The 23,411-nt window shown below is 59.5% G+C and carries 23 protein-coding genes and 1 tRNA gene; 16 read left to right on the top strand and 8 right to left on the bottom strand.

The window, feature by feature from the left end:
- Positions 1-2: 2 nt before the first annotated feature.
- From fdhE to AB7M26_RS21345, 7 genes are all read left to right on the top strand, one after another.
- Positions 3-929, top strand: coding sequence for a formate dehydrogenase accessory protein FdhE (fdhE, locus tag AB7M26_RS21375; protein ID WP_123494686.1), 927 nt, complete (start codon positions 3-5; stop codon positions 927-929).
- Between the two features lie 72 nt (positions 930-1,001).
- Positions 1,002-2,432, top strand: coding sequence for an L-seryl-tRNA(Sec) selenium transferase (gene selA / locus AB7M26_RS21370; RefSeq protein ID WP_123494687.1), 1,431 nt, complete (start codon positions 1,002-1,004; stop codon positions 2,430-2,432).
- The gene (gene selB / locus AB7M26_RS21365; RefSeq protein ID WP_123494688.1) at positions 2,429-4,348 is read left to right on the top strand and encodes a selenocysteine-specific translation elongation factor; all 1,920 of its coding nucleotides are present in this window, start codon (positions 2,429-2,431) and stop codon (positions 4,346-4,348) included. Before selA ends, selB begins: the two co-directional genes overlap by 4 nt.
- A gap of 6 nt (positions 4,349-4,354) precedes the next feature.
- Positions 4,355-4,450, top strand: a tRNA-Sec gene (locus AB7M26_RS21360).
- 279 nt (positions 4,451-4,729) lie between these two features.
- A complete protein-coding gene (locus AB7M26_RS21355) occupies positions 4,730-5,695 on the top strand; it encodes a tripartite tricarboxylate transporter substrate binding protein (protein ID WP_123494689.1) in 966 nt (321 codons plus the stop codon).
- Position 5,696: 1 nt separating this feature from the next.
- On the top strand, positions 5,697-6,188 hold the full coding sequence (locus AB7M26_RS21350; protein ID WP_123494691.1) for a tripartite tricarboxylate transporter TctB family protein: 492 nt from the start codon (positions 5,697-5,699) through the stop codon (positions 6,186-6,188).
- 24 nt (positions 6,189-6,212) lie between these two features.
- Positions 6,213-7,721, top strand: a complete 1,509-nt coding sequence (locus tag AB7M26_RS21345; protein ID WP_123494692.1) for a tripartite tricarboxylate transporter permease — start codon at positions 6,213-6,215, stop codon at positions 7,719-7,721.
- Between the two features lie 188 nt (positions 7,722-7,909).
- Here the strand turns inward: AB7M26_RS21345 and AB7M26_RS21340 are convergent, their stop codons facing one another.
- Positions 7,910-8,341 carry a nuclear transport factor 2 family protein gene (locus AB7M26_RS21340; RefSeq protein ID WP_429386091.1) on the bottom strand — a complete coding sequence of 144 codons (432 nt, stop codon included), beginning with the start codon at positions 8,339-8,341 and terminating at the stop codon, positions 7,910-7,912.
- 353 nt (positions 8,342-8,694) lie between these two features.
- Here AB7M26_RS21340 and AB7M26_RS21335 point away from each other — a divergent pair, with 353 nt between their 5' ends.
- The 4 genes from AB7M26_RS21335 to AB7M26_RS21320 all read left to right on the top strand — a co-directional run bounded on the left by AB7M26_RS21335 (position 8,695) and on the right by AB7M26_RS21320 (position 10,979).
- Positions 8,695-9,336 carry a hypothetical protein gene (locus tag AB7M26_RS21335; protein WP_123494694.1) on the top strand — a complete coding sequence of 214 codons (642 nt, stop codon included), beginning with the start codon at positions 8,695-8,697 and terminating at the stop codon, positions 9,334-9,336.
- Positions 9,336-9,779 (top strand): phage holin family protein, encoded by a 444-nt coding sequence (locus tag AB7M26_RS21330; protein WP_123494695.1) that lies wholly within the window; start codon positions 9,336-9,338, stop codon positions 9,777-9,779. The genes AB7M26_RS21335 and AB7M26_RS21330 overlap by 1 nt, the downstream gene beginning before the upstream one ends.
- A complete protein-coding gene (locus AB7M26_RS21325) occupies positions 9,776-10,600 on the top strand; it encodes a DUF3618 domain-containing protein (protein WP_123494696.1) in 825 nt (274 codons plus the stop codon). Before AB7M26_RS21330 ends, AB7M26_RS21325 begins: the two co-directional genes overlap by 4 nt.
- A gap of 94 nt (positions 10,601-10,694) precedes the next feature.
- On the top strand, positions 10,695-10,979 hold the full coding sequence (locus AB7M26_RS21320; protein ID WP_123494698.1) for a hypothetical protein: 285 nt from the start codon (positions 10,695-10,697) through the stop codon (positions 10,977-10,979).
- A gap of 32 nt (positions 10,980-11,011) precedes the next feature.
- Here the strand turns inward: AB7M26_RS21320 and AB7M26_RS21315 are convergent, their stop codons facing one another.
- Positions 11,012-11,569: an ATP-dependent Clp protease proteolytic subunit gene (locus AB7M26_RS21315; RefSeq protein WP_123494699.1), complete on the bottom strand. Its 558-nt coding sequence runs from the start codon at positions 11,567-11,569 to the stop codon at positions 11,012-11,014.
- A gap of 275 nt (positions 11,570-11,844) precedes the next feature.
- On the opposite strand from AB7M26_RS21315, the gene AB7M26_RS21310 reads away from it, so the two are divergent.
- Positions 11,845-12,144, top strand: coding sequence for a con-10 family general stress protein (locus tag AB7M26_RS21310; protein WP_123494700.1), 300 nt, complete (start codon positions 11,845-11,847; stop codon positions 12,142-12,144).
- 54 nt (positions 12,145-12,198) lie between these two features.
- On the opposite strand, the gene AB7M26_RS21305 is transcribed toward AB7M26_RS21310, so the two are convergent.
- Entirely contained in the window at positions 12,199-13,131 is a 933-nt protein-coding gene (locus AB7M26_RS21305; RefSeq protein WP_123494701.1) for a LysR family transcriptional regulator, read from the bottom strand.
- A gap of 144 nt (positions 13,132-13,275) precedes the next feature.
- Here AB7M26_RS21305 and AB7M26_RS21300 point away from each other — a divergent pair, with 144 nt between their 5' ends.
- Together AB7M26_RS21300 and AB7M26_RS21295 are read left to right on the top strand one after the other, a co-directional pair.
- Complete coding sequence (locus AB7M26_RS21300) at positions 13,276-13,680, top strand: RidA family protein (RefSeq protein ID WP_123494702.1); 405 nt, start codon at positions 13,276-13,278, stop codon at positions 13,678-13,680.
- Between the two features lie 150 nt (positions 13,681-13,830).
- Positions 13,831-14,172 carry a hypothetical protein gene (locus tag AB7M26_RS21295; RefSeq protein WP_123494703.1) on the top strand — a complete coding sequence of 114 codons (342 nt, stop codon included), beginning with the start codon at positions 13,831-13,833 and terminating at the stop codon, positions 14,170-14,172.
- A gap of 126 nt (positions 14,173-14,298) precedes the next feature.
- Here the strand turns inward: AB7M26_RS21295 and phaC are convergent, their stop codons facing one another.
- From phaC to phbB, 3 genes are all read right to left on the bottom strand, one after another.
- Positions 14,299-15,999, bottom strand: a complete 1,701-nt coding sequence (gene phaC / locus AB7M26_RS21290; RefSeq protein WP_123494704.1) for a class I poly(R)-hydroxyalkanoic acid synthase — start codon at positions 15,997-15,999, stop codon at positions 14,299-14,301.
- An 87-nt stretch (positions 16,000-16,086) separates the two neighbouring features.
- Positions 16,087-17,265, bottom strand: a complete 1,179-nt coding sequence (locus tag AB7M26_RS21285) for an acetyl-CoA C-acetyltransferase (RefSeq protein ID WP_123494706.1) — start codon at positions 17,263-17,265, stop codon at positions 16,087-16,089.
- Between the two features lie 57 nt (positions 17,266-17,322).
- Entirely contained in the window at positions 17,323-18,069 is a 747-nt protein-coding gene (gene phbB, locus AB7M26_RS21280) for an acetoacetyl-CoA reductase (RefSeq protein ID WP_123359419.1), read from the bottom strand.
- Positions 18,070-18,326: 257 nt separating this feature from the next.
- Between phbB and AB7M26_RS21275 the strand changes: the two genes are divergently transcribed.
- On the top strand, positions 18,327-19,364 hold the full coding sequence (locus tag AB7M26_RS21275) for an AraC family transcriptional regulator (RefSeq protein ID WP_123494707.1): 1,038 nt from the start codon (positions 18,327-18,329) through the stop codon (positions 19,362-19,364).
- Between the two features lie 25 nt (positions 19,365-19,389).
- Here the strand turns inward: AB7M26_RS21275 and AB7M26_RS21270 are convergent, their stop codons facing one another.
- The gene (locus AB7M26_RS21270) at positions 19,390-21,855 is read right to left on the bottom strand and encodes a DUF3141 domain-containing protein (protein ID WP_123494708.1); all 2,466 of its coding nucleotides are present in this window, start codon (positions 21,853-21,855) and stop codon (positions 19,390-19,392) included.
- 255 nt (positions 21,856-22,110) lie between these two features.
- Between AB7M26_RS21270 and phaP the strand changes: the two genes are divergently transcribed.
- A complete protein-coding gene (phaP, locus tag AB7M26_RS21265) occupies positions 22,111-22,680 on the top strand; it encodes a TIGR01841 family phasin (protein ID WP_048393405.1) in 570 nt (189 codons plus the stop codon).
- Positions 22,681-22,715: 35 nt separating this feature from the next.
- Here the strand turns inward: phaP and phaR are convergent, their stop codons facing one another.
- A complete protein-coding gene (gene phaR, locus AB7M26_RS21260; protein WP_123359415.1) occupies positions 22,716-23,264 on the bottom strand; it encodes a polyhydroxyalkanoate synthesis repressor PhaR in 549 nt (182 codons plus the stop codon).
- Between the last annotated feature and the right edge of the window lie 147 nt (positions 23,265-23,411).

Here is a 23,411-nt window from a genome sequence, read left to right as displayed (position 1 = left end):
CCTTGGCCACGATCCTCGAGCCTGGGCAGATAGAAGCGGCGGCGAGTTCACCGCCGTTTCTATACCTGCCACCGAACAACCTGTTCACCTTGCGCGCGCTGCGTCTGGAACGCCTGGCCGATGGGCATCCATTGGCGGATTACCTGCGTTTGGTTGCCGGACTGTGTCACGTTCAGCAGAACATGATGGACGATCCGCCCGTGGCCGCCATGCCCGATCCCGAACGTCTTCAGGTGTGCGTAGAGCATGGCTTGCCACCGTTTGCCGCCGACAGTCTGGTGCGTGAAAACGTTTGGCTGCCGTATCTCGAAGCCATGTTGCAACGCTATCAGCCACCGCCAAACGCTGCGGTAGAAAACGCCGTGGCGACTTTGCGCAGTGCCAACCCGGGGCTGCTCAAAGCCTGGGCGATTGCCTTGGTCAGCGGCCAGTATTCAATGCTGCCGGCAGAACTGGTGCCGTTCCTCGGCGCAGCGCTGCAAGCGGCCTGGAGCCATTGGCTGCTGAGCACACCCAACCTTGAACTCAAGCGCGGCGACAGTCTCAGCCAATGCCCGGCCTGCGGTTCGCCGGCGATGGCCGGGGTGATTCGTCATCGCGGCAAATACAACGGTTTGCGTTATCTGGTGTGCTCGTTGTGCGCCTGCGAATGGCATGCGGTGCGGGTCAAATGCGTGTACTGCGAACAGAGCAAGGGGCTTCAATACGTCAGCTTCGAGGATGACCGTCACGCTGCCAATCAGGCACCGTTGCGGGCGGAAGTCTGCCCCGGCTGCAACAGCTACCTGAAACTGATCTACCTGGAAAACGATGCCGAAGCCGAAGCGCTCTCGGCAGACCTGTCCAGCCTGATGCTGGACATGCGCCTGGAGCAGGAAGGCTACCAGCGCTTGTCGCCCAATCTGATGCTGGCCCCCGGAGGCGACTGAGCCTGTCCCTTTGAGCCGTGAACTCAGCGGCTACACTCAGACGCGACGGTCATTCGCTTCCGGGAGCCTCTGATGTCTGCAACCTCCGCCAGCCACACCTTGCGGCTGCCCTCCATCGACAGCTTGCTGCGCCATCCCGCCTGCCAACCACTGGCCGAGCGTTACGGGCGTGATGCGCTGCTGGCCGGTTTGCGGCAACTGCTCGATGACTTGCGCGAGCCGGTTCAAAAGGGTGAACTCAACGCGGTTGAAATCGCCCCCGACGTATTGGCGGGCAGGGCAGGCGAGCGTCTGGCGATCCAGCATCGCAGTCAGGTGCGGCGGGTGTTCAACCTCACCGGCACGGTGCTGCACACCAACCTTGGGCGCGCGTTATTGCCGGAGTCGGCTATCGAAGCCGTTCAACTCGCCGCCCGCTATCCGCTCAATCTGGAATTCAACCTGCACAGCGGCAAGCGCGGCGACCGGGATGATTTGATCGAAGGCCTGATCCGTGAGCTGACCGGCGCCGAAGCGGTGACCGTGGTCAACAACAACGCCGCTGCCGTGTTGCTGACACTCAACAGTCTGGGCGCGCGCAAGGAAGGCATCATTTCCCGTGGTGAATTGATCGAAATCGGCGGCGCCTTCCGGATTCCCGACATCATGGCCCGCGCCGGGGTGCGGCTTCACGAAGTGGGCACCACCAACCGCACCCATGCCCGTGATTACGAGGCTGCGATTGGCCCGCGCAGTGGGCTGGTGATGCGCGTACATGCGAGCAACTATTCCATCGAAGGTTTCACCGCCCGAGTGCCGACGGCTGAATTGGCGGAACTGGCTCACCGTCACGGGCTGCCGCTGCTCGAAGACCTGGGTAGCGGCAGCCTGCTGGACCTGACTCGCTGGGGACTGCCCGCCGAACCGACGGTGCGTCAGGCGCTGCTCGATGGCGCGGACATCGTTACTTTCAGCGGCGATAAATTACTCGGCGGTCCCCAGGCCGGGTTGATAGTCGGCCGCAAAGACCTGATCGCCAAGATCAAGAAGAACCCGCTCAAGCGCGCGCTGCGGGTCGACAAACTGACCCTGGCCGCCCTCGAAGCCGTATTGGCGCTGTACCGCGATCCTGATCGGCTGGCCGAACGCCTGCCGAGTCTGCGCCTGCTGACTCGCCCCCAGGCCGATATCCTCGCCCAGGCCCAACGCTTGCAACCGTCGCTGGCGCAGGTGTTGGGTGACGGCTGGAGCGTCAGCGCGGTGCCAGCGCTGGGCATGATCGGCAGCGGCAGCCAACCGGTGGCTCGTTTACCGAGCGCCGCGTTATGCCTGCGGCCCAACGTTTCCAAGCGTCTACGTGGGCGGCGATTGCTGGGGCTGGAGGCAGCGTTTCGTCGGCTGCCGATTCCCGTGCTGGGGCGCATCGACGGCGATGCACTTTGGTTGGACCTGCGCCAACTCGACGACGAAGCCGCGTGGCTGGTTCAACTCGATCAATTGCAGGAGGAGGGCCGGGACGGGTGATTGTCGGCACGGCGGGGCATATCGATCACGGTAAAACCTCCTTGCTCCAGGCACTGACCGGCCAGGCCGGCGACCGTCGCCGGGAAGAACGCGAACGTGGCATGACCATCGACCTCGGCTATATCTACGCGGAGCTGGAACCGGGCGCCGCGCTAACCGGTTTTATCGACGTGCCCGGTCATGAGCGCTTCACCCACAATATGCTGGCCGGGGCGCAGGGCATTGATCTGGTGTTGTTGGTGGTGGCAGCCGATGACGGCGTCATGCCGCAGACCTGCGAACATCTGGCGATCGTCGAGTTGCTGGGCATCCCTCGGGCGCTGATTGCAATCACCAAATGCGACCGCGTCGATCCTGCTCGTGTGCAGGCCGTCCGGGAACAGATCGAAGCATTGCTCGCACCCGGACCTTATGCCAACGCGCCGCATATCACCTTGTCGAGTGTGACCGGCGAGGGTGTCGAGACACTGCGTCGAGCCTTGCTGAGTGCGCAACATGAGGTGCTTCAACGCAGTGTCAGCGGCGGTTTTCGCCTGGCGATTGATCGGGCTTTCAGTGTGGCCGGCGCCGGGATCGTGGTGACCGGCACCGCGTTGTCTGGCCAAGTGACCGTGGGCGATACGCTGATGTTGAGTCCGCTGGGCAAACCCGTGCGGGTGCGAGGCCTGCATGCGCAGAATCAGGCGGCTGACAGCGCGACGGCCGGGCAGCGAGTCGCGCTGAACCTGAGTGCCGAGCGTTTGGCCCTGGAGCAGATTCACCGGGGCCACTGGCTGTTGGCCGAGTGGCTGCATGCGCCGACCCAGCGTCTGGATATCGAGATGACCTTGCTGACCAGCGAAGCGCGAAGTTTCGAGCACTTTCAACCGGTACACGTGCATCTCGGTACTCAGGACGTAACGGCGCGGGTGGCCTTGCTGGAGGGCGCCAGCCTGGCACCGGGTGAGCAGATGTTCGCGCAACTGCTGGTGAATGCGCCGATGCTGGCGGTGAAGGGCGACCGCTTGATCCTGCGCGACCAAAGCGCTCAACGCACCCTCGGCGGTGGCCGGGTGCTCGACCCGTTCGCCCCGGCCCGACACCGTCGCAGTTCCGAACGATTGGCGCAGCTACAAACGCTAGCCACCACGACCAGTCTGGAAGACGCACTGCCGACGCTGCTGGCCAACAGCGACACCGGGCTCGATCCGCAACGCCTGGAGCGCCAGTTCAACCGTCCGCGCGAAACTTGGGAGCTGCCCGAAGACGTGCGCTTGATCGATACGCGGCAGGGGCCGTTGCTGTTCAGCGCGGTGCGCTGGGAAGCCCTGAAAGCGCCGCTGCTGGAACACCTCGCACGTTTTCATCAACTGGAACCGGATCAAATGGGACCGGACAGGGATCGCCTGCGTCGCTTCGCCGGCACCGCGCTGGACCGGCCGACCTTTATCAGCCTGCTCGATGAATTGCTGGCCAGCGGCGCGATCGTCGCCAGCGGCCCCTGGCTACATTTGCCCGATCATCAAGTGCGTTTGAGCGAGGACGACGAAACCCTGTGGCAACAGCTACAGCCGCTGTTTGAGCAAGCGGGTTTCGATCCGCCATGGGTGCGTGATCTGGCTAAAACGACGGGCCATGAAGAGGCTGCCGTGCGCCTGCTGCTGCGCAAGATGGCGCGGCTGGGTCTGGTGCATCAAGTGGTTCGTGACTTGTTTTATACCGAGACGCTGGTGCGCCGATTGGCGGCTATGCTGGTGCAACTGGCCAGCGATGAGCCGGTGATTCAGGTCACCGCGTTTCGCGATGCTGTGGGCCTGGGGCGCAAGCGCAGTATTCAGATTCTGGAGTACTTCGACCGAATCGGCCTGACCCGACGCTTTGGAGACCGACGCCACATTCGGCTCGACAATGCATTGGCTCAACCAGCAACAAACTGAGTTCAAGGAAGGCAATCGCGCCCGGTGGCGCGGCCGGGCTTCAAACCCGGTTGGGGACGGCATCCGTTCCCGGGCAGGTTCGACTCCGGCTGCCTTCCGCCATTTGGTAGAACACTGATGCAGGCAGTTAACACCTGTCAGCTCAGCACAATCCCTGTGGGAGCGGGCTTGCCCGCGATAGCGGTGTGTCAGGCAACATCAATGTTGACTGTGCCGCCATCATCGCGGGCAAGCCCGCTCCCACAGGGACTGCGCTGAGCTGGCTGGTGAAAACACGCCAACAAACACAACTATGACCTACGCTTATTCCAGACGCATGTTCAACGAACAGGGGCTCTTCCCTGATCGAAAACAACAAGAACAGCTATCCGGAGACGACTCATGTTTGCATTGGCCCGTCGATTCAGCAGCAACCTCGCCGTTTTAGTTACCGCCGCCGCGCTCGCCTCACCGGTTTTTGCGCTGGATACCGTCAAGTTCATGGCCCCGGGTTCGGTCGGTGGCGGTTATGACCAGACCGCACGGGTCCTGGGCAAAGCCATGGTCGAGGCGAAAACAGCAAAGTCCGCTACCTTCGAGAACAAGGGCGGCGCCGGTGGGACCCTGGGCTTGGCGCAATTTGCCAACGGCACCAAGGGTGACGCCAATGCCCTGATTGTGGTCGGCGCGATCATGGTCGCAGCCATCGAGCAGAACAAACCGCAAATCACCTTGAAGGACGTGACGCCGATCGCCCGGCTGTTTACCGAATACAACGTGATTGCCGTGCGTGACGACTCCCCGTACAAAACCCTGGACGACTTGCTCAAAGACTTCAAAGCCAAACCGGCCAGTATCAAATGGGGTGGCGGCTCCAAGGGGTCGATCGACCACATTGGCATCGCCGAACTGGCGAGCAAAATGGACGTCCCCGTCAACCAGGTGAATTACGTGGCCTTCGCCGGTGGCGGCGAGGTCGTCGCCGCGACGCTGGGGGGCCACATCACGGTGATCACCGGCGGCTACGCCGAGCTTGCCAAATACGTCCAGTCCAAACAATTCCGCTTACTCGCCATCGGCGCGCCCACACGTGTAGAAGGCATCGATGCACCGACCCTCAAAGAAAGTGGCTATGACGTGACGATCGGCAATTGGCGTGGCGTTTACGGCGCAGCGGGCCTGACGCCTGAACAGCGCAAAGAACTGACCGAAGCCGTCCTGACCGCCACCAAAAGCACTGTCTGGCAAGAAAACGTAAAAACCAATGCATGGTCACCGAGCATTCTGACCGGGGATGACTTCGGCAAATTTGTCGAAGAAGAGCACGGGCGTCTGCGCGCGATGCTGGTCAAGGTCGGGCTGCTTTGAGATGGCCGGGCGCTGGAGAGTCATGCCGGCCCAACTGGCGATTGGCTTAGGTGTCGTCGCCATCAGCGCGGCATTGGCGTTCGGCGCCTCGCGGTTTCCCCCCGAGATGGGCTTCGTCATCATGGCGGCGTACGTCTATCCCTACGCCGTCGCGGCGTTTCTGGGCGTCGTCGGTCTGTTGATGTGCTATCAGGCGCTCACCGGTGGTTTTCGCAACCTTGGCGACGATCACGAAACCACCCAGGCTCAGCCCGGCGGCAAGGCCGGAGCGACCTGGGTCACGGCGGGGCTTGTGGGCGTTGCCTTGCTCATTACCTACATCGGTTTCGTATTGGCCGCCTCATTGCTATTTGCCTGTTCGGCACGGGGTTTCGGCAGTCGCAGCCCGGTGCGGGACCTGGCCATCGGCATCGCCCTGACGCTACCGATTTACTGGCTTTTCACCGCCGGGCTAGGGGTTTCCCTGCCGCCCCTGGTCAACGCCTGGATCTGATCCGGGCCCAAGGAGGTCGACAAGGTGGACATTCTCTCGAGTCTGGCAACCGGCTTCGGTGCCGCGTTGGCGCCGATCAACCTGATGTGGGGTTTTATTGGCTGTCTGCTGGGCACCGCGATCGGTGTTTTGCCGGGAATCGGGCCGGCGCTGACCGTCGCCTTGCTGCTGCCGATCACCGCCAAGGTCGATCCTACCGGCGCGCTGATCATGTTCGCCGGCATCTATTACGGTGCTCAGTTTGGCGGCTCTACCACCTCGATTCTGCTCAACACCCCGGGGGAATCGTCCTCCATGGTCACGGCCCTGGAAGGCAACCTTATGGCGCGCAACGGGCGGGCAGGCCCGGCCTTGGCGACGGCCGCTATCGGTTCATTCGTGGCCGGTACCATTGCGACGATCTTGCTGACCTTGTTCGCCCCTCTTGTTGCGACGCTGGCGCTGAAGTTCGGGCCGGCGGAGTATTTCGCGATTCTGGTGCTGGCCTTCACCACCGTGTCGGCGGTGCTCGGTGCGTCGATGCTGCGCGGCTTCGTCTCGTTGGGCATCGGGCTGACCATCGGCTTGATCGGCCTGGACTCGACCTCGGGCATTGCCCGCTACACCATGGAGGTGCCCGAACTGGTCGATGGCATCGAGGTCGTGCTGGTGGCGGTCGGCTTGTTTGCCGTCGGTGAGGCCTTATACAGCGTGCTCTACCAAAAGGAAGAAACGGGCAGCCGACATCGCCTGACCTCATTGTGGATGACCCGCGCCGACTGGAAACGCTCGATTCCCGCGTGGCTGCGGGGCACTCTGATCGGTTTTCCCTTCGGGTCGATTCCGGCCGGTGGTGCGGAAATTCCGACGTTCCTGTCGTATTCAACCGAACGCAAACTCAGCAAGTACCCGAAAGAGTTTGCCGCCAGCAAAGGCGAGGGCGCTATCGAAGGTGTCGCCGGGCCGGAGGCGGCCAACAACGCGAGCGCGACCGGTTCTCTGGTGCCATTGCTGACCCTGGGCATCCCGACCTCCGCCACGGCGGCGATCTTGTTGGCCGCGTTCCAGAACTACAACCTGCAACCGGGGCCGCTGCTGTTCCAGACCTCGGGTGAACTGGTCTGGACGCTGGTGGCCTCGCTGTACATCGGCAATGCCATCCTGCTGGTGCTGAACCTGCCGTTGGTGGGCCTGTGGGTCAAACTCTTGCAGATTCCACGACCGTACCTGAACGCCGGCATTCTGGTGTTCGCGACCATCGGCGTATACGGCATGCGCCACTCGACGTTCGACCTGTTTCTGATGCTGGGCATCGGCTGGGCGGGGGTGTTGATGCGCCGTTTCGATTTCCCCGTCGCACCGGTGATCGTCGGCATGCTGCTGGGCCCGATGGCGGAAAAACAACTGCGCAACGCATTATCAATCAGCCAGGGCGACTGGATGATATTTGTGACGCAACCCATCGCGGCCTCGCTCCTGGTGCTGACGCTGTTGGTGTTGCTGGTTCCGTACGTGCTGCACAAACGCGGCATCAAATTGCATGAGGATGATTGAGGGCTTCGCGAGCCGGTTTGATGATGCTTTGCCCTAGGAGCAGCTCAAGAATCCCCACGTAGATCGTTCCCATGCTCCGCGTGGGAATGCCTCAACGGACGCTCCGCGTTCGGCTCCGGAAGGGACGCGGAGCGTCCCGGGCTGCATTCCCACGCAGAGCGTGGGAACGATCATCGCCACCCTCAATTTCAGAAACGAAACGCTTGTCGTCCGACCAGTAGCCATTTGCCTTTCTGTTTCTGCCAGATCTGGAAGTTCTCGATTTCCGTCGGGACGGTCTCTTCACCCTTGATGGCTTGTGCCGAAAAATGATGCCGGACCAACGCCACATCACCTGAGAGTGTGATGGTCTGGCCCTGCATCTCCAGTGTCTTGAAAGCGCTTTTTCCGGTTTCGATGTCGGCGATGAACGCTTTCTTGTCCTGGATTTTCCCGCTGGAATGGCCGTAGGTGAGGTTTTCAGCGGTGAGCGCATTCAGCTGGCGAATGTCCTTGTGCAGCATCGCTTGAGTCAGATGGTCTACCGCTACGGCGACATCCTTTTCGCCCGAGGAGGGGGCTGCCATCACATAGCCGCTGAAGAGGCACAAGAAGCCGATAAGCAATTTCGTTTTTTTCATGGGTATTTTCCTTGTTGTTATGGAGATGACAGACGAGAGATAGGTATCTCGTCTGTCATCGTACAACGTAGCAGGTTTTTGTTGCGGGATGCATTCCGCGAATATCCACCGGAACCTGTGGGAGCGGGCTTGCCCGCGATAGCGATGTGTCAGCCGACATCAATGTTGAAATGTGCCGCCTTCATCGCGGGCAAGCCCGCTCCCACAGGTTCCGCTCCCGCGAGCGCGTTTTTTATCACTTCATCATCTGCTTGGAACTCCCCGCCAGACACCCTCGTCATCTGCAATGAAGCACCACCGCGGACATACCGCGGGCACTTCCTGACGTGTTCATTACGAAGGCGAGGGATGACATGACTATTCCAGACAGCAGAACCGGACAACCGGATGCCCCTCGGGATCCCGCAGGCTCCGAACAAAACTTTCAGCATTTAAAGGAGGAGGTTACCGAAGCGATAGGCGGTGCGCGGCATCAGGCCGATGAGCAGTTCGGCCAATACCGCGATACCGCAGCGGACCAGATTGAAGCATTGGCCAGAGGCGCCCAGTCAGTCGTTTCCGAGATCCGGACGAACGATACGTTTGGGATGTCCGATTACCTGGCGGACATGGCCGAGAGCATGAGCAGCCTGGCGGGAAAACTGCGCAGCAAAAGTGCCGAAGAACTTCTGCACGATGGCGCTGATCTGGCGCGGGACAATCCGGGGTTGTTCATTGTCGGCAGCATCGCGGTGGGGTTCGGTCTGTCGCGGTTCCTGAAAGCGGGCACGGCGACCCTGCCGACAACAACCGATCGTGAGTACGCGGCCCAAAGCAGCACACCCACGTTCACTGGCGATGGCTCGCAAGAATTTTATGAAACGTCGATGCCATCCGCAGGCGATTTGTCTCCCGGCTTGGCCACTGGCATCACGCCGTCCTCGCCGAGCGCGCCCGACCATCGTGGCGACAGTTCCTCAATGCCGGGGTCCAGCCCCTTCACAGGAGAACGGTGATGAACAGAAACGATCCAGAGCTGCAACCCACACCACCCGTCACACCGTCTGTCACGACGGCTGATCATGACGCTTCCGTGGTCGGTTTATTGCGGCAGTTGACTCGGGAAGTACCGGCGTTATTCACCAAGGAGCTGGCGTTGGCCAAGGTGGAATTGCAGGCCAGCCTGACGACGTTGAAAGCAGGGATTGCCGGGGTAGCCGGCGGCGCCATTGTGCTGCTCGCCGGGTTCATCATTGTGCTGATGGCGGTCGTCTATGCCTTGAGCCTGGTGATGGCGCCCTGGCTGGCTGCGCTGATTGTTGGCGTCGTGGTGATGGTCATCGGGTTCGTGATGCTGCAGGCAGGCAAAAAACAATTCGAGCCTTCCCACTTCAAGCCTGATCGCACCCTGGACGCGCTGAATAAAGACCAGGAAGCCCTGCGGAGGAAAGTGTCATGAAGCGAGAATTCGAAACCGAAGCGGCCAAGAGCCCGGAAACCATCGAGCGTGAAATCGATGCGCAACGGGAAAACATCGGGCATATCGTCGACGCGCTGGAAAGCAAGTTTACCCCTGGCCAGATGTTCGATCAGGCGCTGCTGATGATGCAAAGCAACGGCTCGACCTTCCTGACCAACCTGGGCACCAGTGTGCGCAACAACCCCGTGCCCGCGGTGCTGACCTCGGTCGGCCTGATGTGGTTGATGATGAGCCAGAATCGCCCGCCAACGCCCAGGGAATATCGCGTTGAGCCGGATGTCGACTGGACCGATGACTTGGCCGAAGGGCTCGCCGATGGCATGGACAGCGCCCGACAGCGTCTGCACAACACCACTGATTCGCTCAAGGACAGCTATCAGGCGGTCAAGGGTAAGGCCGCGCACCTGAGCGATAGCCTGCATGCGAAGACCGATCACCTCAGCCACGCCGTCCATGACACCAGTGATCGCCTGGCGCGCAGGACTCATGAAATGGGCGACCAGTTCAATCATCTGCTCAAGGAACAACCCCTGCTGATGGCGGCGATGGGTATCGCGGTGGGAGCGTTGCTGGGCGCGGCATTACCCACTACCGCAACGGAGCGCCGTTATCTGGGCAGGACCAGCGCAAGCCTCACCAGCAAGGTCAAACAGCAAGCACGGGAGGGCTATGAGGCGGTGCGCGAAAAGGTGATGGAAACCACAGAGCCCCACGAGGCAATCGCGGGAGAAACGGGCGAGATGCGCAAGACCGCGTCCGAAACCCCGGCCGATCTGTCACGTGGCTTGGGGACTTCTTGACAGGTATCAGGGCAAGGCGGGAGGTCTGATGCACAGACGTCCCGTCGAGCCCGGTTTATCGGCGCCTTGAAACAACCATGACGAGGTACACATCATGATTGATGAATCCACAGGCATGACCCCAGGTGTGCGCTACGAAATCGAGAACCGCGAAAGGGTAGAACCGTTTGCCGGTTTTTTTCTGGATGGCAAGTATTACCTCACCCCCGAACTGCAAACGGCCATCGGCTGGCTTGAGGGCAATCGCTTTATCTACGATGTACTTGATCCCGAGGGCGAGCCGGTTTTCAAGGATCGTGTGGCCGGCACTATCAAGGATTTGAAACTCACATTGAGTGACGGAATGCCCCTGGATATTCACCCCATTCCGGGCACCTGACGTATCGGTATCGGGGCCGGCTCGAACGTGCGTCAGCCGCCACTGATTTTCCAGTGTTTGACGTTATCGGCAAACACCATCTGATGCATTTCGTGGGCGATTCCGTAGGCCAGGGATTCATGCGCCGCAATGACCTTTTCTTCCGCTGAAAGGCAATGAAAAATGTCCAGTTTGGTATCCGCGTTGGCGGTTTCCAGGGCAAAGATTTGCACATAACGCGCGAGGTCGTTATCCAGGCTCAAGAGGTATTCGCGCAGGCGTTGATGGTCGACCGAGCTTTGGGGGAAGTACCAATTCATTGGGTGAATCAGAAACCGCGAATGGGGCGCGGTGATCCGTCGGCCGGCGGCCAGGTACATGATGATGCCCATCGACTCGATGTTGCCGGCATTGATCGCGCACAGCGGTACCGGCAGGGATTTGAGGAAGGTGTAGAGGGCGAAGCCGAAGTTGGTGCTGCCGCCGCTGGTGGAGAGATTCAGCAGTAAGGAGGAGGCGCCCTGGTCGATGGCGTCGAGGCAGCAGTCCCTGAAGCGTTCCATCGTGCCCTGATCAATCTGGCAATGAAAGTGGACGATGTGCTCTGTCATCGACGTACCTCCACACAGGATAAATGAGAGAGCTGACAGTTTGAATGATGCCAGACCTCAACGCGCTTTTCTTTCATCAATTTGTATAAGCGGACCCCACTTTTATACTCGTTTTATTCACCCCCCATTAGTCGCTGCATCAGGAGTTTTCTGGAACTAATCGTCCCAATCCGCTTGTCGCAAGAATGACAGATCAGTTCAAACTTTCAATCGCAGAAAACCTCGGAATAAGACGAGCCTAGAAAGGTTCGCGAGAAACAATGAGGAGAACGAAAATGGCTAACACCGGTAACAAGAACCCTGGCAATTTTGCCAACGACCCTCAAAAAGCCTCCGAAGCCGGCAAAAAAGGCGGGGAGTCGGGCGGCGGGATGATGAATGATCCGCAACGTCCCTCCGACGCTGGCAAAAAAGGTGGACAGGCCTCAGGGGGCCGTCAATCCAGCGATACCAATCGTCCCGGCAGTGGACAGGGAGCGGGGCGCCAAGGCAACTTGGTCGAAGACAGAGAGAAAATGTCTGACGCAGACAAAAAAGGAGGAGGGCAAACTCCCGGCGGCGGGCGTAAACCCTGATGCCGTGTGAAATACATCAAGCCCCGCTTATGGCGGGGCTTGGTTTTATCCAGGTCAGATTCCCGACGCCTCACGAATCATGATAGGCGCATGCTGTGCCATCAACTCAGCGACCCAATCAATGAATACGCGCAACTTGAAGCTGATATGCCGGTTCGGCGCAAAGGCCACGTAGATCGGCATCGGATCGAGGCGCCAATCCTCGAACAAACGAACCAACTCGCCGCGCGCTTCGTATGGCTTGGACATGTAGTCTGGCAGCCAAAGAACTCCGAGGCCGGCCAGACCGGCCGCGATGTAGGCATTGCCATCGTCGACCGCCAGCACGTAGCGCCCCTTGATATGGACGCTCTCGCTGTTGCTGCGCATGGCATAAGGCACGGCTTTGCCTGTGCGTGCCCACAGGAAACCGACGACACGATGATGCGAATCTTCCAGCTCTTGCGGATGCGACGGCGTACCGACGCGGTCCAGGTAACTCGGCGCCGCATAAACGCCCAACTGGAGTTCGCCTACCCGCCGGGCCATCAGAGACTGATCGGTTAGTTCGCCGCCGCGCACAACGCAATCTACGTTCTCACCGATTATATCCACGATGCGATCGCTGACGCCCATGTCGATCTGGATGTCAGGGTATCGAGCATGAAACGCAGGCAACGCCGGTACCAGAATCATGCTGGCCAACGGGCTGGGCACATCCACTCGCAGCCGGCCCCGGGGCAGGGCAGAGGCGCTGGACAGGCTAGTCTCGGCATCGTCCATATCGGCTAGCAACCGCACGACGCGCTCGTAATAGACGGCACCGTCGGCTGTTACGCTGACCTTGCGCGTCGTGCGGTTGAGTAATTTGACGCGTAACCGGGCCTCCAACTGCTGCACCAGTTGCGTCACGCTCGTCTTGCTCATATGCAGTGTTTCGGCCGCCTTGGTGAAGCTGCCCGTTTCCACCACCCGAGCAAACGCCTGCATCGCATCGAAACGGTCCATTTCTGCCTCGGTTATCTATTGGATTGTTTGGGTTTTACAAACAGTGATGCCTACAGTTGCTCGTTTATCGGGCAGGCACAAGTCCTTAAAGTCTCTTTCATCATTAATGGCGGGTCGGCTTTGATCCGTTGAAGGAGGCACTGTATGACTACCCGTGATGTTGTTTTTCCGCCCGGACGCCAATCGCTTTACGAGCGCAATCGCTATTCGCCGGCTATCCGTTCCAATGGCTTTTTATTCGTTTCGGGGCAAGTCGGTAGCACCGAAGACGGCTCACCCGAGCCCGACCTGGAGACGCAGGTTCGGCTCGCGTTCAACAATCTGAACGCGATCCTGGTCGCTGCCGGTTGCACCTTCGACGACGTGATTGACATAACGGTCTTCATCGTCGATCCGCAAGAGAAGTTCGAAACGATCTGGAAGGTTGTGCCGGAGTTCTGGGGTAACGCACCGCACCCGACGTTAACCGCTGTCGGTGTCACGTGGCTGTATGGCTTTGAGTTCGAGATCAAGGTGATTGCCAAGCTTCCTGAAACCATCAGGAGCTGAACTGAACCGCGATAGCGCAGCGCAACTATCGGTTCAAGTAATAGTGACAATCAAGAAACGAAAGTTCTGGTTTGTTGGGTAAAGGCGGAAAATCGCCCCATCGAAGACGCTGCTCAATAAACCAGACTTTTTATTTTCAGGACTTCACCGATGCGCCCTTTATTTGTTCCTGTCATGGCTTTCGCCTCCTTGCTGCTGGCCGGTTGCGCCTCCGCGCCGAACGACCCGACGCAGACCTTCCAGACGAAAAAAACACCTGCCGAGTACGCCGACTGCGTGATACCGAAGTTGCAGGGCAGCGCACTGAACCCGACCGTCTCGCAAACCCCGCGCAGCTACCGGATCGTGGTGCCGAGCAAAGTCGCGGCAGACAACGTTCTCGAAGCCTACAAGGCCCCGAATGGCGGCAAGGTGTTTTTGTATGAGCGCCACTTGCTGGCATCGAACTTCATGCCTTCGAGTTTCGAACGTGCTGCGCAGGAATGCCTGTAACCGGTAACCGCTTTTAAAAGTGCTCCTTTGGTTGGTCGCAACCAACCCATTTTTTGTCCCGTGCCTCATTCGGTCACGGGATTTTTTTACGTGTAGATGGCCGCCCATTTACCCGCACGGTTCCTGTCATTGCATCACATAACGCCCCGGCGCCGACTCAAGTGCCGGGTATTGCGCGTTCCCGGTGCTCAGCACTGCAGGCTGGCGTTCGCCGGCGTGTTCGGCCAGCCAGACGAACCAGTCATTCCACCAGCTGCCCGGATGCTGCTGGGCATTCTTGAACCAGGTTTCAGGGTTCTTGGTGACGCGATTGTTGGTCCAGTAGTGGCGTTTTTCCTTGGCCGGCGGGTTGATCACCCCTGCGATATGCCCTGAGGCGCCGAGCACGAAACGCTTGGTTCCAGACAGTAGCTGGGTGCTGGCGTAGGCGCTTTTCCATGGCACGATGTGGTCGTCATGGGTGGCGAGGATGTACGCCGGGGCATCGATGGCGCGCAGGTCCAGCTTGACCCCGCAGCAATCCAGTTCGCCGGATTTCAGATCGTTTTGCAGATAGGTATGGCGCAGGTACCAGCAGTACATCGGCCCGGGCAGGTTGGTGCTGTCGTTGTTCCAGAACAGCAGGTCAAGGGGTATCGATTTTTGCCCCTTGAGGTATTTGTCGACGTTGTAGTTCCACCACAAGTCGTTGGGGCGCAGCAGCGAGAATGTATTGCCCATGTCCTCGCCCTTGAACAGGCCGATGGGGCCATTGAGGCCGCCGATAGTGCGCTCGCGATAAGCCACCAATTGCTCGTCGACGAAGATGTCGATGGGACCGGTATCGAGGTAGTCGAGGAAGGTGGTCAGCAGGCTCACGCTGGCGATCTCTTTGTCGCCACGGGCCGCCAACACGGCCAGCGCCGAGCTCAATAACGTGCCCCCAATGCAGAAACCCACGCAATTGGGCCGTTGCTCGCCGCTGATTTCACGGGTCAGCTGCAGCCCTTTGATAATCCCGGTTTCAATCAGGTCATCCCAGGTGGTGCCGGCATGTTCCTGGTCGAAGTTGCGCCACGACATCAGAAATACCGGGTGGCCTTGCTGCAACAGGTGGCGAACCATCGAATTGTCGGGGCGCAGGTCGAGGATGTAGTACTTGTTGATTGACGGCGGAACGATAAATACCGGGCGCCGGTACTGGGTTTCGCTTTGCGGATAGTACTGGATGAGCTGGAAGAGTTCGTTCTCGAAGACCACTTCGCCGGGGGTGTTTGCCAGGTCGACGCCCACTTTGAACGCGCCGGCGTCGCACTGGCGCATCTTGCCTTCCTGCAGGTCGCTGGCCAGGTGCATCAGGCCTGTGAGCAGGCTGCTTCCTTGGGTGTCAACGACCCGTTGCAGCGCATCGGGGTTACTGACCAGAAAATTGCTCGGCGCGCCGGCGGCGATGGCTTGCTCCGCCAGATAGAGCAAGCGTTGACGCGGTTTCTTGCCGTCGATCGGCAACTGATCGAGCAGCTTCAGCAGAAAACCGGCATTGAGCAGATAAAACGCCGCGAGGGAACCGAACAGCGGTTGGCTCCAGTTGCCGCTGGCGAAACGTCGATCTTCGAAACTGAAGGGCTGACCGGTCAACAGACGCTGGCCGAGTTCACACCATTGTTGCTGATAGTCCGATTGGAGGCTGTCCAAAGTTTCGCGTGGCAGCTCGAACCAGGCGTTGTAATCCTGCCCGGTAAACCAGGGATTGGTGCTGACCCAGAGCCGTAATTGTTGCACTGCAAAGGACGCAATGAACGGAACCTGGCCCGACCAGAGTGTGTTTAAGGTATGCGCGTTGTCCATGGAACTCCTTGCCCACTTGAATAAACCGGACGGAAAAAAACGCGGCGCCGGACGTCGGCGCCGCGTCTGACAACTCAGCCTGTGTTTCTAACGCTCGATGACCAGGCTGACGCCCTGGCCGCCACCGATGCACAAGGTGGCCAGACCTTTTTTGCCATCGCGACGAATCAGTTCATGTACCAGCGACACCAGAATCCGCGCGCCTGATGCGCCGATCGGATGACCGAGGGCAATGGCGCCACCGTTGACATTGACCTTGTTCATGTCCCAGCCCAGTTCCTTGCCGACGGCCAGTGACTGCGCGGCGAACGCTTCGTTGGCTTCGATCAGGTCCAGGTCGTCCAGGCTCCAGCCGGCTTTGGTCAAGACCAGACGGGTAGCGGGCACCGGGCCGATGCCCATGATCGACGGGTCCACCCCGGCGCTGGCATACGCCTTGATGCGCGCAAGTACCGGCAAGCCCAGCGCCAGGGCCTTGGCGGCGCTGGCCAGCATCAGCACGGCGGCGCCGTCATTGAGGGTCGACGAGTTGCCCGCGGTGACGCTGCCGTTTTTCTGGAACGCGGGTTTGAGGTTGCCCAGTGCCTGGAGCGTGCTGTCCGGACGCGGCTGTTCATCGGTGTCGAAGACCAGCGGCTCGCCCTTGCGCTGGGGAATCAGGATCGGGGTGATTTCACCCTTGAAGTAACCCGCCTCGATGGCCGCGGCGGCTTTCTGTTGCGAGGTCGCGGCGAAGGCGTCCTGATCTTCGCGACTGATGCTGTATTGATTCGCCAGATTCTCGGCAGTGATGCCCATGTGGTAGTCGTTGAAGGCATCCCACAAACCATCCTGAATCACGCTGTCTTGCAGTTGCGCATGACCCATGCGCAGACCGGTGCGCGCCTTGGGCAGAACATAGGGCGCCAGGCTCATGTTTTCCTGACCGCCGGCAATCACCAGTTCGGCGTCGCCGCAACGGATCGCCTGAACCGCAAGCTGGACCGCCTTGAGGCCTGAACCGCAGACTTTGTTCAGGGTCAGGGCAGGGGTGGTATGGGGCAGGCCGGCCTTGATCGCGGTCTGGCGTGCAGGGTTTTGCCCGGAGCCTGCAGTCAGCACCTGGCCGAGGATGACTTCATCAACCTGCGCAGCGTCGATCCCGGTCTGTTCGAGCAGGCGACGAATCACCGCCGCACCCAACTCGGTGGCTGGAATGGCGGACAGTGAACCTTGAAAACTGCCAATGGCGGTGCGAGTAGCGGCAACGATTACGACTTCGTTCATGCATGACCTCATTAGGATTCTGTCGAGCGGGAGCAGGGCATCCATGCCCTGACAGGCTTACTGCATGTTCATGCCGCCGTTGACCGAGAAGTCGGCACCGGTGCTGTAGGCCGATTCATCGGACGCCAGCCAGGCGACGATCGAAGCGATTTCTTCGGGTTGGCCAAGGCGCCCCACGGGTGTGGCTGCGATCATGGTCTCGAGAATGTCCGGACGGATGGCCGCGGTCATGCTGGTCTGGATGTAGCCGGGCGATACGGTATTGACGGTCACGCCCTTGCCCGAGACTTCCCGGGCCAGTGCCATGGTGAAGCCATGGATGCCGGCTTTAGCCGCGCTGTAATTGGTCTGGCCGAACTGGCCGCGCTGACCGTTGATCGACGAAATGTTGATGACCCGACCCCAACCCTTGGCCAACATGCCTTCAATCACCTGTTTGGTGGTATTGAACAGGCCGCTGAGGTTGGTCCCGATCACCGCGTTCCAGTCTTCTGGAGTGAGTTTGCGAAAGGAGGCATCCCGAGTGATGCCGGCGTTATTGACCAGCACATCGATCGGGCCGAATTGCTCTCGTGCCATCTCGAAGGCCTTGCGGGTCGATTCCCAATCGGTGATGTCGCCGAAGATGCATTCGAACTGATAACCCGCCGCCAATTGGGTGGCGATCCATTCGTTCTTGCGGGCGGAATCCGAGCTGCAGCCGACGATGACCTTGAATCCTTCCTTGTACAGGCGTTGGCTTATCGCAGTGCCAATCCCACCCATACCACCCGTGACCAACGCAATACGACCAAGCGACTTCATACAATCCCTTCCTTTCTTTGTTTTGCGTTGCAAGATGGGGGGATTGTTCGGTATTGGCCGGGCGTGAGGAAGTGTTGAGAGGTGACTGTCTGGTGTCCAACGGTGCCATGCCCCGGTTAATGACGGGTGGCGAAAAACGCTGGTTACCTATACTGGGATCAATATTGGCCACTGAAGAACCCGTTAGTCTTTGATTCATCGCAGATCAGTTATGGCTCCGGACAGGATGTTCGGTTCCACAGGTCATTGAGGACGCCATGTATAGAATGAGTTCAGGCTATGCCAGCGTGCTGGTAAATACGCTCTCGGCTCAAGGACTGGATGTTGCCAGTCTGTGTCGGGAGGCTGGACTAGACATGAAGCTTGCGAACAAACCAGGAGCGTTTTGCGAGCGAAGGGCAATTTATCGATTATGGGATCTGGCGGCTCAGGCCTCGGGCGATCCGGACATCGGCCTGGAGGCCTATGGAAGTTTCCACCCCGGTAGCTTTCAGATCGTCGGCTACACCATGATGTCCAGCCTGAATCTGAAAAAAGCCCTTGAGCGCCTGGTCCGTTTCAGTCCGTTGATTGGCACCGGATTCAGCCTTTTCTTTACATCGGAACCGCAGGGTTACCGACTTTCCGGCCTTGATCATCACCAAAAAGGTTCGGCCAAACCTCGCCAATACACCGATGCAGCGCTGGCTTCGTTGCTGGGCTTCTGCCGTAAGCTGGCGGGCGGTCACTCACCGCAACCCTTGAGTGTAGAGTTCACCTATCCCGAACCTGAAGACACCTCCGAGCATCGACGGTTGTTTGGCTGTGACCTGCGTTTCGACGCGGCTTATGACAGCATTTTGTTTGATGGGCAGGAGCTGCTGCGTCCGTTGAGCATGGCCAACGAAGCGCTGGCGGTGCTGCATGACAGTTTTGCGGAGGCGCAACTGGATCTGCTGTTTGGTTTTTGCATCGTCGGCAGGATTCGCGCGCTGATTACCGAGCGCTTGAGTCAGGGCCAGGGGCAATGCGATATGGAGTCGATCGCGGCGGCATTGCACGTTAGCAAGCGCACGCTGCAACGCGCGCTGGAAAAGGAAGGGACGCAATTCAAGGACGTGCAGAATGCTGTGCGCCGGCAATTGGCCGACTTCTACCTGCGCCATTCTCACTTCAACATGAAGCATGTCGCGTATCTCCTTGGTTTTCATGATCACAGCAGCTTCAACAAAGCCTGTAGCCGCTGGTTTGGCATGACACCCGGTCAGTATCGGGCCGATGAATCGTTGGCAATCGAGGAAGCCGCGCCGGTCTGACACGGCCTTCCATCAGCGTTCAACGTTATTTCATCGGAGGTTTTTTTACGGCTTTCTTGCCCTTGGCAGGTTTACGCACCGGACTCGCCACCTTGGCGATGGGGTGTGGGGTCACTGCGGGGATTTTCTGCTTGATCGGCTCAGGGATGAGCACCGGGATGGCTTGCTTGATCGGCTCTGGCGTTATCGCCGGGACTTTCACTTCGATGGCGTCGGCCGCACCAGGTGGTTGGGTCAGGCTGAAACCTGGCAGCGGAACGTCGAGTAGTGTGTGCAGCTCACACCAGCATGGGTTGTTTGCGCCGCTGGTCAGCAGTTCCGGCAGTAAATTGGCGACGGCCGCCAGCACTTGTTGGCGCTCTTGGGCCTCAATCAGCATCAAGGGCAGGCTGTGCAGGCTTTCTTGCGGGAGGGTGGCGACCAGCAGTTTTTGCAGGCGCAGGGTTTCACGCAAATCAAGCGGCTTGGCACTGTAGTCCTGGAGCAGCACCTGCAGTTGCAGTATCAATTTCTCGACGCTTTCCTTGCCCGGCTCGTCGCTGTTGCGGCCCAGCAGGAACAGGATCCGTATCAAGGCTTCCATCAGACCGCCAAGGGGCAGGGCATCCTGCAGGTGCGCGGTCAGAACCTGGTCGTGCTGCTTGGCGTGTTCTTGCAGATTTCGCCCGGGGGCATTGCCGGCGAGGCTATTGAGCACGCCATACACGCCGTAGAAACACATTTCGTGAGCCGCATCACGCAGGTCCCGATAGCCGTTCAAGGCGTCCTGCACCTGGTTGGAAAACAGTTCTTGCCAGAGCAGCAACGGATTGTTCTGGCTGGCGGGGTAACGATCCTTGCTCACTTGGGCGGCACTGCCAGCCAGCCACCACAGCGCCGGGTTCAAACTGCTCCAGGCCACTTGTTGCTGATGGAAAGGGTGCGCGCGGCGCAGCAGTTCGGCGCTCGGTTCGTTTATCAGCTGGCGCAACCACGGGCGTATGAATTCGTCGTACACGTTGTTGTTGATGGCGGAGGCGCGCTGCACCAGTGCGAATTCGCGATCGTCATCACGGGGCGGCTTCACTTCGCCATGAATGTCGGCGATACGCCGGGGCTCGAAACGCACGGCATACGGCGTCGCCGAGTGCTCCGGCAGGTCTTCGATCAGCATTTCATAGAGCCCGGACGGCAGCGCATTGATCGCATCGACCGCACCCAGCAACTCACGGTGCTCACGCCGCGCCACGTCACCGGACACGAAGATGCCCAGGTGACCGATGCTCGCATGTCGCAGGTAAACGATGGTGCGTCCGGCATTTTGCAACGCGAGATCGCTGGGATAGACGTCGGTGATCCAGTCCAGCGCCTGCTGCGGGGAGGTGATGTTGTCGCCATAGGAACAGAACACCACCACCGGCACTTCGATCAATTTGAGGTCAAGCCCGCTGCTCTTGCGCCCCAGGCCACCGGACAGCTGATTACCGATGAACAGGTCGTCGACAATCATCTCGATTTCTTCGCTATTGAGCAGGGTCGGGCTGCCCCACCAGCGTTCGAAATCCAGAAAGCGTGCGGCCTCGCTGTCGACTTCACTGAACAGGTGGTAGTACTTGCCCCACCAGGTGTTGGCCGGGTCCAGGTTTTCGAAATTGCTCACCAGCCAAGTGCCGTCGAAGCGGTCATTACCGAGGTCGCTTCCCAGGCGTGCCATCCAGCCACCGCCCAGCAAACCGCCGGTGTAGCGCATCGGATTGTGGCCATTGACGCCGGCCCAGTACGACAACGGCGCACCGTTGACGATGATCAGCCCCGGCAACTCTGGCCGAGTGGCCGCCAGGCCCATTAACGCCCAGCCCGCTTGGCAGTTACCAATGACGACAGGTTTGGCGCTGTCCGGATGCCGGGTGCTGACGACCTCGATGAACCGTGCCTGGGCGTCTGTGATATCGGCAAGGGTTTGCCCTGGGCGTGGCGAGTGACTGAAGGCGATGAAATAGGTGGGATGGCCGGCTCTCAGGCTTTCGCCGATGACCGAATCCTGTTTGAAACCGCCGATCCCCGAGCCATGACCGCCGCGGGGGTCAATGATGATCACGGGCTGTTTTTTGCTGTCGATCTGTTGCCCCGGGCCGCCGAGGATTTGCAACAACGAATAGTTGACCGCACGGGGCAGGTCTTCACCCGCGACCAGCGTTTCATGATTGAACTTGAGCAGCAGCGGATACCCGGCGCGTTCGTGGGCCAGGGTGTTGTCGCCGCGCTGACGCAAGGTGTCCCAGAACAGCACGCTGCGCTGGCCAAGGTCAGTGAAGTATTCCTGCCAGTCAGCCGGTGTCGGTTGTCTGAGTTGCCCAAGGCTAAAAGGCGCGAAAGTTTTTGCCTGGCGCTTCTGCACGGCGTCGAGGACGTTGTGGGTATTGAGGCGTTGCAGATGATTAAGGTGTTCGAACAAGCCGACGGGGTCGCTACGCTCTTCATCTTGCAGCGCAATATTTACTTCCTGACCCATGGTGATCTCCTGCTGCTATGCATGGGAACCTGCGCATCTGAACCCTTTAATTAAAGAGGGCAAGGCGGGCCGTTCGATGAGCAGGAGTCTACAGCGAATAAGGAGGGCGTTAGCAACGTTTATTTTGCACCGCACAAAAATAGGCGTTGCCAAATAGTTTTGTGCGCTGCAATATCAAGGCTAACGCGATGACTGGCCGGATCGCTATCGCGTCCTCAGGCTCATCAGGGCCTTCCAGTACCAGGAGATTCAAGCATGTCTTTTTTCAATTCGGAAAAACTGCAAACCGCTCAGAAAGCCAACCTCGACCTTTTGCAGCAAATCAGCGGCAAAGTGTTCGCCAGCGTTGAACAGCTCAGCCAGTTGCAGTTCAAGGCACTGCGCGACTCCACCGAAGAGCACTTCGAAGGTGTTCGCAAACTGCTGGCCGTCCGTGATCCACAAGGCTTCGCCGAGCTGCAGGCGTCTTTCACCCAGCCGAGTGCGCAAACCGAACGCCTGGCCGAGTTCAATCGTCAGGTTCAAGCATTGATCGTGGGTACTCAGTCGGACATCGCCAAATTGACCTCGAGTCAGGTCGAAGCGGGCACCCAGCAGATGCATGAGTTCGTTGAAACGATCAGCAAGAATGCACCGGCCGGCTCCGAGCCTGTTGTGGCCGCGTTCAAGTCGGGCCTGGCGAATGCCGGTACTGTGTTCGAAAGCGCACAGAAAGCCGTAAAACAGGCTGCCGATGTGGCTCAGAGTGGTTTCGAGGCAGCGACTGCCGCGGGCACTAAAGCTGCCCCGGAAGCTAGCGCCAAGCCTAACAGCGGTAACAAGTAAGTCACGTCAGGCCAGCGGTACCAATGGCGATGGGTTTATTCCCCATCGCCATTTTTTTTCGTTCCGCCATCGGCACCGGGCTTGCCGCCGAACATGCCGAACAGGTTCTGGGTGTTCAGGTACAGCGCCTTCGACTGATCGACATACTGACGCATCAAATCCTGCATCACCGGCGCTTGCTGATGCATGAAGGTGCTCCAGGCCTCGGATGATTGCGCACCGGTCTGGGACTGGATGTCGATTACGGTCTGAATGCTCTTGTCCAGGTAACTGCCGAGTACGCCCTGATAAGGGCCGTAGAACTGGATAATCCCCATCAGCATCTCGCTGGTGAAGATCGGCTCACCGCCGCTTTCGGCTTCCAGAATCACTTGCAGCAAGATGCTGCGCGTCAGATCCTCGCCGCTCTTGGCATCGACCACCTGAAAAGCAATTTTGTCGACCACCAACTGGCGTATGTCCGCCAGCGTCAGATGACTGCTGGTGTGGGTGTCATACAGTCGGCGATTGGGGTACTTCTTGATCAGGCGTGGGGTGGTATCAGTCATGCGGGGCGTCTCGCGGCGGGCCTGGTTTGCCGGCATCTTAACCTACAATCATCATTGGTGTTCTTCAGGCCGCCATCGCGGGCAAGCCCGCTCCCACAGTGATCTCTGTTGTTCACAAGTACTGCATTTACAGCAGAACCCTGTGGGAGCGGGCTTGCCCGCGATGAGGCCCTCCAGCACACC

It is taken from the genome of Pseudomonas sp. F-14 TE3482, assembly GCF_053629455.1.
The sequence above is the reverse complement of the archived record's forward strand: the minus strand, read 5'-3'. Positions and strand labels throughout refer to the sequence as shown.

Coding starts and splice junctions, on each gene's coding strand:
- selA (WP_123494687.1), top strand. CDS start 1,002: ATGTCTGCAACCTCCGCCAGCCACACCTTGCGGCTGCCCTCCATCGAC.
- AB7M26_RS21355 (WP_123494689.1), top strand. CDS start 4,730: ATGTTTGCATTGGCCCGTCGATTCAGCAGCAACCTCGCCGTTTTAGTT.
- AB7M26_RS21350 (WP_123494691.1), top strand. CDS start 5,697: ATGGCCGGGCGCTGGAGAGTCATGCCGGCCCAACTGGCGATTGGCTTA.
- AB7M26_RS21340 (WP_429386091.1), bottom strand. CDS start 8,341: ATGAAAAAAACGAAATTGCTTATCGGCTTCTTGTGCCTCTTCAGCGGC.
- AB7M26_RS21335 (WP_123494694.1), top strand. CDS start 8,695: ATGACTATTCCAGACAGCAGAACCGGACAACCGGATGCCCCTCGGGAT.
- AB7M26_RS21330 (WP_123494695.1), top strand. CDS start 9,336: ATGAACAGAAACGATCCAGAGCTGCAACCCACACCACCCGTCACACCG.
- AB7M26_RS21325 (WP_123494696.1), top strand. CDS start 9,776: ATGAAGCGAGAATTCGAAACCGAAGCGGCCAAGAGCCCGGAAACCATC.
- AB7M26_RS21320 (WP_123494698.1), top strand. CDS start 10,695: ATGATTGATGAATCCACAGGCATGACCCCAGGTGTGCGCTACGAAATC.
- AB7M26_RS21315 (WP_123494699.1), bottom strand. CDS start 11,569: ATGACAGAGCACATCGTCCACTTTCATTGCCAGATTGATCAGGGCACG.
- AB7M26_RS21310 (WP_123494700.1), top strand. CDS start 11,845: ATGGCTAACACCGGTAACAAGAACCCTGGCAATTTTGCCAACGACCCT.
- AB7M26_RS21305 (WP_123494701.1), bottom strand. CDS start 13,131: ATGGACCGTTTCGATGCGATGCAGGCGTTTGCTCGGGTGGTGGAAACG.
- AB7M26_RS21300 (WP_123494702.1), top strand. CDS start 13,276: ATGACTACCCGTGATGTTGTTTTTCCGCCCGGACGCCAATCGCTTTAC.
- AB7M26_RS21295 (WP_123494703.1), top strand. CDS start 13,831: ATGCGCCCTTTATTTGTTCCTGTCATGGCTTTCGCCTCCTTGCTGCTG.
- phaC (WP_123494704.1), bottom strand. CDS start 15,999: ATGGACAACGCGCATACCTTAAACACACTCTGGTCGGGCCAGGTTCCG.
- AB7M26_RS21285 (WP_123494706.1), bottom strand. CDS start 17,265: ATGAACGAAGTCGTAATCGTTGCCGCTACTCGCACCGCCATTGGCAGT.
- phbB (WP_123359419.1), bottom strand. CDS start 18,069: ATGAAGTCGCTTGGTCGTATTGCGTTGGTCACGGGTGGTATGGGTGGG.
- AB7M26_RS21275 (WP_123494707.1), top strand. CDS start 18,327: ATGTATAGAATGAGTTCAGGCTATGCCAGCGTGCTGGTAAATACGCTC.
- AB7M26_RS21270 (WP_123494708.1), bottom strand. CDS start 21,855: ATGGGTCAGGAAGTAAATATTGCGCTGCAAGATGAAGAGCGTAGCGAC.
- phaP (WP_048393405.1), top strand. CDS start 22,111: ATGTCTTTTTTCAATTCGGAAAAACTGCAAACCGCTCAGAAAGCCAAC.
- phaR (WP_123359415.1), bottom strand. CDS start 23,264: ATGCCGGCAAACCAGGCCCGCCGCGAGACGCCCCGCATGACTGATACC.